11 protein-coding genes are annotated in these 12,420 nt (G+C 45.2%); 4 read left to right on the top strand and 7 right to left on the bottom strand.

All coding sequences use genetic code 11. The features are described from left to right. Window positions 1-18 precede the first annotated feature (18 nt). Window positions 19-507, top strand: coding sequence for a type II secretion system protein M (locus tag AC3CH4_RS00580; protein WP_017081685.1), 489 nt, complete (start codon window positions 19-21; stop codon window positions 505-507). A gap of 1 nt (window position 508) precedes the next feature. Continuing rightward, window positions 509-1,288 (top strand): type II secretion system protein N, encoded by a 780-nt coding sequence (locus tag AC3CH4_RS00585; RefSeq protein ID WP_488543137.1) that lies wholly within the window; start codon window positions 509-511, stop codon window positions 1,286-1,288. A gap of 77 nt (window positions 1,289-1,365) precedes the next feature. On the opposite strand, the gene AC3CH4_RS00590 is transcribed toward AC3CH4_RS00585, so the two are convergent. The 5 genes from AC3CH4_RS00590 to AC3CH4_RS00610 all read right to left on the bottom strand — a co-directional run bounded on the left by AC3CH4_RS00590 (window position 1,366) and on the right by AC3CH4_RS00610 (window position 6,939). Further along, window positions 1,366-3,573, bottom strand: a complete 2,208-nt coding sequence (locus tag AC3CH4_RS00590; protein ID WP_488543138.1) for a DUF7151 family protein — start codon at window positions 3,571-3,573, stop codon at window positions 1,366-1,368. A 228-nt stretch (window positions 3,574-3,801) separates the two neighbouring features. Next, window positions 3,802-4,629 (bottom strand): 3'(2'),5'-bisphosphate nucleotidase CysQ, encoded by an 828-nt coding sequence (gene cysQ / locus AC3CH4_RS00595; protein WP_488543139.1) that lies wholly within the window; start codon window positions 4,627-4,629, stop codon window positions 3,802-3,804. A 36-nt stretch (window positions 4,630-4,665) separates the two neighbouring features. Then, window positions 4,666-5,217 carry an ADP compounds hydrolase NudE gene (gene nudE, locus AC3CH4_RS00600; protein ID WP_017094150.1) on the bottom strand — a complete coding sequence of 184 codons (552 nt, stop codon included), beginning with the start codon at window positions 5,215-5,217 and terminating at the stop codon, window positions 4,666-4,668. Between the two features lie 314 nt (window positions 5,218-5,531). Further along, a complete protein-coding gene (nfuA, locus tag AC3CH4_RS00605; RefSeq protein WP_171328894.1) occupies window positions 5,532-6,116 on the bottom strand; it encodes a Fe-S biogenesis protein NfuA in 585 nt (194 codons plus the stop codon). 109 nt (window positions 6,117-6,225) lie between these two features. Next, window positions 6,226-6,939, bottom strand: a complete 714-nt coding sequence (locus tag AC3CH4_RS00610) for a phosphoribosyltransferase family protein (RefSeq protein ID WP_372244866.1) — start codon at window positions 6,937-6,939, stop codon at window positions 6,226-6,228. 93 nt (window positions 6,940-7,032) lie between these two features. Between AC3CH4_RS00610 and bioH the strand changes: the two genes are divergently transcribed. After that, the gene (gene bioH, locus AC3CH4_RS00615) at window positions 7,033-7,809 is read left to right on the top strand and encodes a pimeloyl-ACP methyl ester esterase BioH (RefSeq protein ID WP_065207350.1); all 777 of its coding nucleotides are present in this window, start codon (window positions 7,033-7,035) and stop codon (window positions 7,807-7,809) included. A gap of 339 nt (window positions 7,810-8,148) precedes the next feature. Further along, entirely contained in the window at window positions 8,149-8,622 is a 474-nt protein-coding gene (locus AC3CH4_RS00620; RefSeq protein WP_004735616.1) for a hypothetical protein, read from the top strand. Between the two features lie 138 nt (window positions 8,623-8,760). Here AC3CH4_RS00620 and AC3CH4_RS00625 read toward each other — a convergent pair whose 3' ends face one another. Both AC3CH4_RS00625 and greB read right to left on the bottom strand, forming a co-directional pair. Beyond that, a complete protein-coding gene (locus AC3CH4_RS00625; protein ID WP_488543140.1) occupies window positions 8,761-11,091 on the bottom strand; it encodes a Tex family protein in 2,331 nt (776 codons plus the stop codon). Window positions 11,092-11,793: 702 nt separating this feature from the next. After that, the gene (gene greB / locus AC3CH4_RS00630) at window positions 11,794-12,276 is read right to left on the bottom strand and encodes a transcription elongation factor GreB (protein WP_017079316.1); all 483 of its coding nucleotides are present in this window, start codon (window positions 12,274-12,276) and stop codon (window positions 11,794-11,796) included. Between the last annotated feature and the right edge of the window lie 144 nt (window positions 12,277-12,420).

Genomic DNA, 12,420 nt, shown 5'->3' on the forward strand with positions numbered 1-12,420 from the left:
TGCGTAAGGAGATCAGTGATGAGAAATATGATTGAACCACTCCAAGCGTGGTGGACTTCAATAAGTCAGCGGGAACAACGATTAGTTATTGGTTGTTCTATTTTATTGATACTGGGCGTTGTCTATTGGGGATTAATACAACCACTTAGCCAACGAGCCGAGCTTGCACAAAGCCGCATTCAAAGTGAGAAGCAACTTCTGGCTTGGGTAACCGACAAAGCCAATCAAGTGGTTGAACTACGAGGCAGTGGTGGCATCAGTGCCAGTCAGCCTTTGAACCAATCTGTGCCTGCTTCTATGCGTCGTTTTAACATCGAGCTGATACGCGTGCAACCACGCGGTGAGATGCTGCAAGTTTGGATTAAGCCTGTGCCATTTAATAAGTTCGTTGACTGGCTGACATACCTGAAAGAAAAGCAGGGTGTTGAGGTTGAGTTTATGGATATTGATCGCTCTGATAGCCCTGGGGTTATTGAGATCAACCGACTACAGTTTAAACGAGGTTAATGTGAAACGCGGTTTATCTTTCAAATATGGCCTGTTATTCAGCGTCATTTTTATCGTTTTTTTCTCGGTAAGCTTGTTGCTGCATTTGCCTGCCGCTTTTGCTCTCAAGCATGCACCCGTCGTGCGTGGTTTAAGCATTGAAGGCGTTGAGGGCACCGTTTGGCAAGGTCGCGCTAACAATATCGCGTGGCAGCGTGTCAATTACGGCTCAGTGCAGTGGGACTTCCAGTTCTCTAAACTATTCCAAGCCAAAGCAGAACTTGCGGTTCGCTTTGGCCGTAACAGCGACATGAACTTATCAGGAAAAGGACGTGTCGGGTATAGCATGAGCGGTGCTTACGCGGAAAACTTAGTGGCATCAATGCCAGCCAGCAACGTGATGAAATATGCGCCGGCTATCCCAGTGCCAGTGTCTATTGCAGGGCAAGTTGAACTGACGATCAAGCATGCGGTTCATGCTCAACCTTGGTGCCAATCAGGTGAAGGTACGCTTGCTTGGTCTGGTGCAGCAGTCGACTCGCCAGTGGGTTCGTTAGACCTTGGTCCTGTAATTGCGGATATTACCTGTGAAGACAACACAATTGCAGCCAAAGGCGCTCAGAAGAGCGATCAGGTAGACAGCGAGTTCTCGGCGAGCCTAACGCCAAATCAACGCTACACATCAGCGGCGTGGTTTAAGCCAGGCGCTGAATTCCCGCCAGCAATGCAGAGTCAGCTTAAGTGGTTGGGCAACCCTGATAGCCAAGGTAAATACCAATTTACTTATCAAGGTCGTTTTTAGTGCTTTTTTAAAAGTGAACGAGTAAAAGAAAGGGCGATAGAATGAAATTCTATCGCCCTTTCTTTATGGACTAATAGTTACTTTGCGTCATCTACATATTGATAAGCAATTACAATATCAGAGCCTTGTGTCGGAATAGCTGCCCCTGTAAATACGATAGACTCAGATAGTGGGTAATATTGCCAACCGTTCGAAGAGTTACGGTTTACTTTCGTGCCGTTAACGGTGACTAGAATCGATGATGAAAGAATATGTTGTGCTTCAGCTTTAGAAAGCTTATAGCCAGCACTTGAAGCCCCAGCATTTTGGGCCATCACCTCAACAAACGCCTTGTACTCAGAAGTAACATTGATATTTAAGGTCTTACCTAGAGTCGATGTAGCAAGGTCATCATATTGGCTGCGAGCTGCATCTGATGGGTCGACAATAGAGTAAACTCGATAGCCGTTATCAAGGAATAAGTTGTTGTTTGGATCAAACTCTGGAGTGTTGTACTGTTTGTATTGACTGGGTTCATCACTCATGATTACGACTGATAGTGAAGCGCCAGATCTTGGGTATCCTGCAAGTTCTACAGTTCCATCGGTTTGGAGTGCAAGTTCAGAGTAATATATCCCACGTTCCGTAACGCTCCCTCTGGTACCAGGTTTAAAATCTTCAGCAATCTGGACTAAGTCATTAGTAAATCCATTCCCACGCAGTTCATCTGAATCTGTTGTAATGGTACCAACCATGAAATCCACACCCGCGTTTTGAATTGTGTCTGTAAAGGCTACAGTCAAATCACTGATCGCTTGCTGCTCATTGCCCATGCTGCCTGAATTATCGATGACAAATAGGAAATCTGCTTTAGAAGTCGTTTGATCAAGAGCGGTAAACGTATCATTTTGCAACTGCAGTGTTGCATCTTTAGATGCTTGGATACTTTCCGATGTCGTTGAGACAATCAGATCTGAGTAATTCAAAACCTTGTCGTTCTGCACCAATGTACTGGTAATAACTGCACTGTCTGCAACCTTGTTGTAGCTAGTTGTAATATCAAGTTGGTACTCAGTTTGTATTACTTCAGAAGCCGCAGGAACTAGGGCACTTGCTGTCCCCCCAACTTTATTCACGGCTACTTGATTTATTAGAGTATTCAGAATGTCCGTGAGTTTTAACCCAGTTCGTAATGTGATCTTGTAGGTTGCATTAACATCACCATTTTCCAAAGTGGTTAGAGAGGTTTGTACTACTTGGGCACTATTTAGTTTAGATGCAAAAGCACTAACCCCAGCAACAAGGATTTCTTGAGCTGTTGTTTGTCCCGTTAATGCCCCTCTCTCTGCAACAAACCCTGCAAGCTCAGTGTTATCTGGTGTTGGAAGTGAGCTTCTTGTCGAAGCGGCCGCAACGGTAGTCACAGGCTCAGCGTAGATAATAGTACCTGTTACATCACCAGTAAGAGCACTGGTTGTATAACCTTCAGGTAAGAACACTTGTTGGCTGTCGAGAACGACAGACTGTGTTGGCGCAGGAGCTTCCGCGACGGTGATGATGATCTCTTTGGTTTGTAGTACGATTTGACCTTGATCGTTGGTCGTTTCAATGCTGAGTTGATACTTCTCTTGGCCGACAGCAGCTCCTGCCTGAACAGTGATTTGGAGTGGGTCGGATGTGGTTAATTCATCCCCATTTCCGTTATACCAAGTGACTTTATCACTCGATTGAAGGTTACTGATGGTTGCGGTTAGCGTTGTTTGTGCGCTTGCAGCAACAATGGCCGGATTAGCTGTAATTGAGTTGATTACGGCACTTGGCGCGAAATCAGCCCCGATACTACACAATACTTCTGATGATTGAACTTCGCTGTTATCAAGAATACTATTATTGTTAGTATCTACCCCAAGAGTAACAAGTTGCCCTCCTGCATCACATCTGGTGTCCGCTTTAGCTATTAAAGCAACCGACACTAGAGCTTGATTGAAGATATCGCTACCTTCTTGCTGGGTATTATTTGTTCCATCGTGACAAATGGTTTTGTTGGAAACATGTTCACTATCTTCTAGTACGTTATTTTCGTTATCATCGTAACCAGCAATAACTTTCAAGCCACCATTAGTACATTCCGAATCACCAACAGGGAGAGTTAACGTAGAAATGAACGCGTCTTTCTGTACTGCCCCCTCATTTGATGAACTATCTGAAGAACCACTATCGCTCCCACAACCAGAAAGTAAAATAGAAGCTACGGACGTAGCAATCAGAGTTTTTTTAGTAAGCCTAGCATTGACGTTCACTAACATATCCTTGTGATATATGAAATTAATATAGATACATACAAGGAATGTTTTTATCGGGCGGTCTAAACTTTGTCAATGAAACAAATGTGATATAAATAAGAACTTTGAGCTACTTAACTTTATGAATGATAATGATAAAATAGTCAGTTTTTATTGATGGAATTGTTATTTTGGTTCCGGGTTTTGAGAAGAAAAAGCACCACATCATCGATAGCGGTGCTTTAGATAAAGTTAATATTTACCTTGTAATATTTCTGACCAAGGCAAGTCAGCATCACCTAATACAATGAAATTCGGGTTTTCTAGTGTCTCACGTTCGTTATAAGAAAGCGGCTCGAGTTGAGTGCTTAGGATTCGGCCTCCCGCTTCTTCAACAATACATTGCGTTGCTGCGGTATCCCACTCTCCGGTTGGTCCAATACGTAGATAACAGTCCACAGCACCTTCTGCGACTAAACATGCTTTAAGCGCTGCTGAACCTAGAGGAACCAAGTCGTAGTTCCAATCAGAGCTCATACGGTTAGTGATGCGATTGATGTCTTGGCGACGGCTGATTGCCATCGCGATCGACTGGTTTGGTAGCTCGTGACGATGCGTTTTGATTTTTACATTGTCATTGAGGTCTGGGATCTTCCAAGCGCCTTTGCCACTGTAAGCGTAATAGCTCACACCTGAAACAGGCGCGTACACGACGCCCATTACCGGCTTGTTATGCTCAATTAAGGCGATGATTGTTGCAAAGTCGCCACTTCTTGCGATGAACTCTTGCGTGCCATCGAGTGGGTCAACCAACCAGTAGCGATCCCATTGAGAGCGTTGCTCTAGGCTGATGTCGGCGTCTTCTTCGGATAATACGGGAATATCAGGCGTCAATTCACTGAGTTTTTTTAATATCAGCTTATGTGCTGCAAGATCGGCACTGGTTACTGGAGTGTCATCACTCTTAGTGAACTCTTCGTAATCCTTTTTCTCGTAAATCTCTAAGATGAGTTGGCCTGCAGAGCGAGCAATCTCAATGATAGAGGGTAGGAGGTGAGACAAATCTTTTGTTATTGGCATAAATATTCTCTTACTCTTCGAGCGAGCCTGAATGTTCTAATTATTGTTTAATACACGAAGGGCTAATAGTAGGGCTGTAATACTGCGAGCCTCACAGAAGTCGAGATGCGTTAACAGTTCTTCGGCTTGAGCAAGTGGCCAGCGCACAATGTCTAGTGGCTCTGGCTCATCACCTTCTAGTTTTTCTGGGTAGAGTTCTTCTGCGATAAACAGCGTCATTTTGCTAGAGAAATAAGAGGGTGCAAGGATCACTTCTTTTAGAGGAGTAAGCTTGTTGGCACCAAAGCCAATTTCTTCTTTTAGTTCACGAACGGCGGCTTGATTGGGCTGCTCACCGGGATCAATTAGCCCTTTTGGGAAGCCGAGTTCATAGCGCTCTGTGCCTGCTGCGTATTCACGAACTAACAGAATATCGCCTTGTTCAGTAATCGGAACCATCATTACTGCGTTGCGACCGCTGGGCTTCATGCGTTCGTAAGTGCGCTCTTCACCGTTTGAAAAGCGTAAATCGAGAGACTCGATAGAGAATAGTTTTGATTGAGCGACAGTTTGTTGAGCCAAAATTTCTGGCTTGGTCCTTTTTGTCATTGCGCTCGCTCCTTAGCTCATTGGAATTCTTTCTTATAAAGTCATTCTAATATAGGGGAAATAGAGTTGAGTTCCTAGATCCGAGTTTTCATATCCTGGAATTATTGGATCAGGAACCGATTGCGATCACTTGAATACCTTACTGCAAATGGTAACTCGCCCGTCATTATTAGCATTGAACGAGAAATAGACGGTTCGGAAGTGCTCTGCTGTTTTAAACATAAAAAAAAGGTTGATGCTTGCGCATCAACCTTTTGATTGAATCTTTAACTTTCTACTGGCTAAGACTGCATGAGTGCTTAGTCGTAAAGTGATTAGTAGTAAGAGTGCTCACCGCGATCGTGCTCAGTTGCATCACGAACGGCCGTCAATTCACCTTCGAATTGTTGAAGAAGTTCTTTCTCGATGCCTTCTTTAAGCGTTACGTCAACCATAGAACAACCGTTACAACCGCCGCCGAATGCAACGATAGCTGCGCCTTCGTCAGTGATTTCTACTAGGCTAACGTGACCGCCGTGGCCAGCAAGCTGTGGGTTCACTTGTGTTTGGATTGCATACTCAACACGCTCTATCAGAGTTGCGTCGTCTGATACTTTACGCATTTTAGCGTTTGGTGCTTTTAGCGTGAGTTGAGAGCCCATTTTATCAGTTACGAAGTCAATCTCAGCTTCGTCTAGAAATGGTAGGCTTAGCTCATCAACGTATGCCGAGAAAGCGTCGAAAGAAAGCTTAGTGTCAGACGCTTCGATAGCATCTGTTGGGCAGTAAGAAACACCACACTCAGCGTTTTGTGTGCCTGGGTTTACCACGAACACACGAATGTTTGTACCTTCAGGCTGCTGTGACAGCAGATTGGCAAAGTGAGTTTGAGCTGTTTCTGTAATAGTAATATTTGACACGACGAATACCTGAGTAGATTTGTAGGTTATTAGCGCCATTCTACTCCTGTCAGATTTGTAATTCAGCCCTTTTTTGTTGGATTGCTGTACAAGTAGCGATTCACAGCAATTATCCAGAGGGCTCAGGAGTGCGGCAGATGCAGTAAATATCAATCCTTTTAACGCCCACTTCAAGTAGTAATTGGCATAATTGATACACTGTACTGCCTGTGGTTACAACATCATCAATTATCGCGATGTGAGGGTAATCAATCGCTGAGAAATTCGTATTATGCAGCGTGAAAGCATCTTTGAGATTGCTCTGTCTTGCCGATTTGGTTAATCCTTGTTGTGAAGGTGTTGAGTGAGAACGTCGAAATAAAACCGTATTTTTAACGTTCAGTTCCTGAGCTGTGTAATGTGCCAATAACTGGCTCTGATTAAAGCCTCGATGAATGTATCGAGTCCAATGTAAAGGAACACTGGTAATCAACGTTGCTGGATGTTGAATTCGTGACGCTAGCAGTTTCGACAGATCACGAGCAAACCAGAACTTATCGGCGTATTTCATCTGTTGGATATAACGTGCCGTTGGGAAGGTGTAGTCCCCAACACAATAGAGACGATGCCAAGGTGGAGGTTGAGATAAGCATTGACCACACTGTTCGACGATCGTCAGTGTTTTCAAGCCACATTGTTGGCAACGAGGAACTGACTCAAAGAGATTAAGACAAGAATCACACCATCGAGGGTGAGCATCGCTGTGCGACTTATCTAGCTTGCATAAGTGGCATTGAGGTGTGACCAGACGTGGTGTGTGTTTTTGAAGCCAATCGGATAACATAGCTTGTGATGCTTTTGGGTTATGGTGTTCCTTTTGCTCACCATACTGAAAAATACAGGTTATTGCTGATGGAAAAAGTAGGGAATATTGAGAATGAGTGACGCATTATATTGGCATGTTTCAGGGCAAGGACCTGATTTAGTTCTGGTTCACGGCTGGGGTATGAATGGTGCCGTATGGCAGCAAACGGTTACTGCTTTAGAAGCTGACTTCCGAGTGCATGTTGTCGATCTTCCAGGGTATGGACACAGTGCTCACAGCCACGCTCAAGATCTTGAAGAGATTGCTCAACAACTGTTGGTCGACGCGCCCAAGCAAGCGATTTGGGTGGGTTGGTCACTCGGTGGGTTGGTCGCGACGCACATGGCTCTCCATCACTCAGATTACGTAAGCAAATTGGTGACTGTCGCCAGTTCTCCTAAATTCGCAGCCGCAAAAGAACCCGTATTATGGCGAGGTATTCAGCCAAACGTATTAACCGCATTCACAGAACAGTTGGTTGAAGATTTTCAAACCACCATCGAACGTTTTATGGCATTGCAAGCCATGGGCAGCCCTTCTGCAAGACAAGATGTCAAACAGCTCAAGCAAGCGGTGCTGTCTCGTCCGCTACCGAATCCTGATTCTTTGTTAGCGGGTTTGAAAATGCTGTCAGACGTTGACCTCCGTGAACAATTACCGCAGATCTCTGTGCCTATGCTGCGTTTATACGGTCGATTAGATGGGCTTGTGCCAATCAAGGTTGCAAAAGACTTGGGCAAAGCCTTACCTCATACCGAACAATACATCTTCACTCAGTCTTCACATGCGCCTTTTATGACTGAAGCAGATGCCTTTTGCAGTGAACTGGTCAGCTTCGCGCGAAAATAATCGCTAAATTTATCGCTGGCTTGGTCGATATATAACCTAATACCAATCACAGTAAGTAAGTGTTCAAAAATAGCGTAGGAAAAAGGCTTGAGAACAAGGCTGAGCTTTTTGATAAGTAGTTATTCTACAATCAAAAGTTCTAACGCCGTTATCGAGCATTTTAACAAGCTAGGATGAGCAGTTATTTACTACGATTGGTATAACACCAAGGCGTTGCATGATACTCAGACCTAACTCTCTCCTGAGCTGATTGCGGTAAGTTGGGCTATGCCTGTTGTGCTGACTCACAGTACAACAGCGTTATAGCAATAACGATGGGCGATTCTTGAGGAGTTCGCGATGATTGTGTCACCTGCAACTGCAGTGAGTGTGCCACTGATCGCCCCATCCGTTAATGTGCAAACAGAGCAAGTTGCGCGTGATAATAGAGTTCGAGAACCTGTCGCTCCCGCCGTAGCATTGGCGAAAACCAATGCAGAGCGAAAGGTAAAACCGGACGATAAGCGAAGGCAGCAGTCGGCTTGGGATCCTTCAGACCATCCTGGTTATGAAATGGAGAACGAGTCAGAGGCCAATTCGATTAGCCAAGAAGAGCCTCAAGATCCTTTTGATAGGTTGTTCAGCTTATTGGCACTGAGAACATACAGTGCCGATCAAGGAAAAGGTTATACCATGCGTTTCCGCCTGCCAAAGCATGTTTTAGATGCGGCGATTCAAGAGGGACAGATGGAGAAGCGACGTAAGGTCATAAAATATCATTATGGTCATGCTGTTGCGCCTCATGCTCCATCAGGAATGCTGGTCGTGTTATAAATCGAAAACTTATGACCCAACCAAACTTCGATGTCTTTTTTGAACACATAATAAAAAAACCTGCATACCCTAAGGGATGCAGGTTTTCTGTTTTTACAGGCTATTTATTTCGCGACACGCAGTCGTTTCATTGACCTATTATTTCTTCGCTTTAGCAAAGGCAGCGGCAAAAGCACCACCCATCGCCGCGTTTTGTTGCGGTTCTTCACGGCGGCGTTGTCCACCTTGCGAATTTTGATTCTGGCGGTTTTGCGTGCGAGGTGCACTTGAACGTTGTGCGCGGTTGTCTTGGCCGGGTTCATCTTTCATACGCATGCTTAGCGCAATACGTTTGCGTTGAACATCGACTTCCATCACCTTCACTTTGACGATTTCCCCCGTTTTCACGACTTCATGAGGATCAGAGACAAAACGATCGGTTAGCGCTGAAATGTGCACCAAGCCGTCTTGGTGAACACCAATGTCAACGAAGGCGCCAAAGTTGGCTACGTTTGAAACTACACCTTCTAAGATCATGCCGGGTTCTAGGTCAGACATGCTATTTACGCCATCGGCGAAGGTTGCTGTCTTGAATTCAGGACGAGGATCTCGACCCGGCTTATCCAGCTCTTTGATGATGTCGGTTACCGTAGGTACACCGAAGTTCTCATTGGTGTAATCAACCGCATGTAAACCACGTAAGAAGCCTGTATTACCCACCAGAGACTTGATGTCTTTGTGGTTCTTCTCGGCGATGGCTTTCACCAATGGGTAAGCTTCTGGGTGAACTGAAGATGCATCTAGTGGATTCTTACCATCCATGATTCTTAGGAACCCCGCACACTGTTCAAACGCTTTTGGCCCTAAACGAGCGACTTTTTTGAGTGTTGTACGCGCTTCGAAGCGACCGTTTTCATCACGGAAGTCCACGATGTTCTGAGCGATGGTGTTAGAAAGGCCAGCAACACGAGTTAACAGGGCGGCAGAGGCCGTATTCACATCAACACCAACCGCGTTTACACAGTCTTCGACAATCGCATCTAGGCGCTTAGCGAGCATAGTTTGGCTCACGTCGTGTTGGTATTGGCCCACACCGATCGATTTAGGGTCAATCTTCACCAGTTCTGCCAGTGGATCTTGCAGACGACGCGCAATAGACACCGCACCACGAATCGATACATCCATGTTTGGAAATTCTTTCGCTGCTAACTCAGAAGCAGAATAAACCGAGGCGCCCGCTTCGCTAACAATGATTTTTTGTGCTGTAAGGTTGCCACGCTTAATCACATCAGCAACAAAGCTGTCTGTTTCGCGTGAAGCCGTACCATTACCAATCGCAATCAAATCAACATTGTATTGGCGAACCATCTGCTCAACCACGTGCGCAGACTTGTCGTATTGCTTCTGTGGTGGGTGAGGGTAAATGGTTTCTGTTGCTAGAACCTTACCCGTTGAATCCACCACGGCGATTTTCGAACCGGTGCGTAAACCCGGATCCAAGCCCAAGGTTGCACGAGGGCCAGCCGGTGCCGCCATCAACAAGTCTTTAAGGTTGGTTGCGAACACTTCAATCGCTTCGATTTCACCGCGTTCTTTCATCGCGCCCATCAACTCAGTTTCCATGTGCATAGAAACCTTGATGCGCCATGCCCAGCTAATCACTTGCTTACGCCATGCATCCGCAGGAGCGCTGCTCAGGGTAATACCGTAGTGATCAGAGATGATGTTCTCGCAGTAAGAACCACGTACACCTTCTTCTTGCTCTGGGTCAGCATTCATTGCCAGCGTTAGGAAGCCTTCATTTCGGCCTCGCAACATCGCAAGCGCACGGTGTGAAGGTACTTTGTTGAGTGTTTCGTTGTGTTCGAAGTAATCTTTGAATTTCTCGCCTGCTTGTCCTTTCCCCGTCACGACACGTGAAACGAGTTCTGAGTTGCGCGTGAGGTGTTGGCGAATCTTTTCAAGTAGGTTTGCGTCTTCAGCAATGCGCTCCATGATGATCGCTCGTGCACCATCCAGTGCCGCTTTGGTATCAGCAATGCCTTTATCGCTGCTGATGAAGTTAGCGGCTTCGGTTTCAGGATCGTGCTGTGGTTCATTCCAAAGTGTATCGGCAAGTGGCTCTAAGCCTGCTTCGATTGCGATCTGACCTTTGGTACGACGCTTTGGTTTGTATGGCAGGTATAGATCTTCTAGGCGCGTCTTGCTGTCGGCTTGAGTGATATCACGCTCTAATTCTGGCGTGAGTTTGCCTTGGTCTTGAATCGACTTAAGAATCGTTTGGCGGCGATCGTCAAGTTCGCGAAGGTATGAAAGGCGACTATCAAGGTTACGTAGTTGGGTATCGTCTAAGCCACCCGTGACTTCTTTACGGTAGCGGGCAATAAAGGGAACGGTGTTACCGTCGTCAATTAGGTTTACTGCGGCGGTGACTTGCTCTGAACGAACATTCAGTTCTTCAGCAATCAGTCGACAGATAGCTTGGCTCATCCGATGAATCTCTTATTTAATATCATGACAAATACATGGGGGTGAGCGTACGCTTTTTCTAGCTTTGGCTGTGTAATTATCCTGTCAGAAGTCGAATTTCCGTTTGTGATATCCGCTTTGTGCGAGATCTCTCACACGTGATGTAAGCCTAAGTCGCCTTAAACCTGTCAATATGTCTTAATTTAATTGTAAGTTGTTGATTTTTAATTACATGATGTTTTGATGCGTATTTCTCACCTGAAATGTTTTTTGGGACTATCTAGGAAACTCGCCCAAATACCGTAATATTTAACTTGTCGACAGGGAGTTGGCAGGAACAGGAAAAAGCCTAATGGACTAGGTATCTTCAGGATGAAGATTTGATTACTTAGGATGAGTGGTCAGCAAGGAAGTAATAATCTCTGGATGAGATTCGCCAGTCAGGATGACAGGCTAGAATGGACACCGCTAGGATGGCGATGAACAAAAAGGAAATTGGTTAAAGGATTTAGCCACTATCAAGGACAGATGCAGGGAGCACCTTATCTCGAAGAGATAAACAGTAGCCGGATTGCTGCGATAGAGACTTAACCCCGCCAGGCGCAAGCCTAGCGGGGTTTTCTTTTATCTGGAGTTTGAGTTTGTCTGCTCGACCTGTGATGGCCGGTTAATCACGCTAAGCCATAAGCCATAAGCCATAAGCCATAAGCCAAGGCATAAACTTTACGCGTCGTCTGCGTAGCGAATCGAGTTAATGAACCACTCTTTATCGCCTTCCGGTGTGGTTACCGTAAACTCATCATCCACTTCTTTCTTGAGCAGAGCTCTAGCCATTGGCGAGTCGATAGAGATATAACCTTTCGCATCACCGTAGATCTCTTCAGGGCCGACAATACGAAACTTCTTCATTTCCCCATCATCATTCTCAATTTCCACCCAAGCACCGAAAAATACCTTACCTTCTTGTTGCGGTGAGTAATCAACGATAGTCACATCAGGTAGGAATTTTCTTAAGAAACGGACTCGGCGATCAATCTGACGAAGCAAACGCTTATTGAAGGTGTAATCTGCGTTTTCTGATCGATCTCCAAGGCTTGCAGCCCAAGTGACTATTTTGGTTATTTCTGGGCGCTTCTCGTGCCATAAGTGGTCATGTTCTGCTTTGAGCTTGTTATAACCTTCGCGGGTGATAAGTTTGGTTTTCATAAATCTGACTTAATGAAATGATGATCTAAGATAGAATATATAGAAAGGCAACATACGTTAACAATTATTTAGGCGACTTTTTCCCCAATAATGTTACATTTTTAATGTCTTATACCAATATACAATTTACCAAGAATGCTTAAC

Source organism: Vibrio sp. QJM3NY_26, assembly GCF_057786005.1.

Coding starts and splice junctions, on each gene's coding strand:
- AC3CH4_RS00580 (WP_017081685.1), top strand. CDS start 19: ATGAGAAATATGATTGAACCACTCCAAGCGTGGTGGACTTCAATAAGT.
- AC3CH4_RS00590 (WP_488543138.1), bottom strand. CDS start 3,573: ATGTTAGTGAACGTCAATGCTAGGCTTACTAAAAAAACTCTGATTGCT.
- cysQ (WP_488543139.1), bottom strand. CDS start 4,629: ATGCCAATAACAAAAGATTTGTCTCACCTCCTACCCTCTATCATTGAG.
- nudE (WP_017094150.1), bottom strand. CDS start 5,217: ATGACAAAAAGGACCAAGCCAGAAATTTTGGCTCAACAAACTGTCGCT.
- AC3CH4_RS00610 (WP_372244866.1), bottom strand. CDS start 6,939: ATGTTATCCGATTGGCTTCAAAAACACACACCACGTCTGGTCACACCT.
- bioH (WP_065207350.1), top strand. CDS start 7,033: ATGAGTGACGCATTATATTGGCATGTTTCAGGGCAAGGACCTGATTTA.
- AC3CH4_RS00620 (WP_004735616.1), top strand. CDS start 8,149: ATGATTGTGTCACCTGCAACTGCAGTGAGTGTGCCACTGATCGCCCCA.
- AC3CH4_RS00625 (WP_488543140.1), bottom strand. CDS start 11,091: ATGAGCCAAGCTATCTGTCGACTGATTGCTGAAGAACTGAATGTTCGT.
- greB (WP_017079316.1), bottom strand. CDS start 12,276: ATGAAAACCAAACTTATCACCCGCGAAGGTTATAACAAGCTCAAAGCA.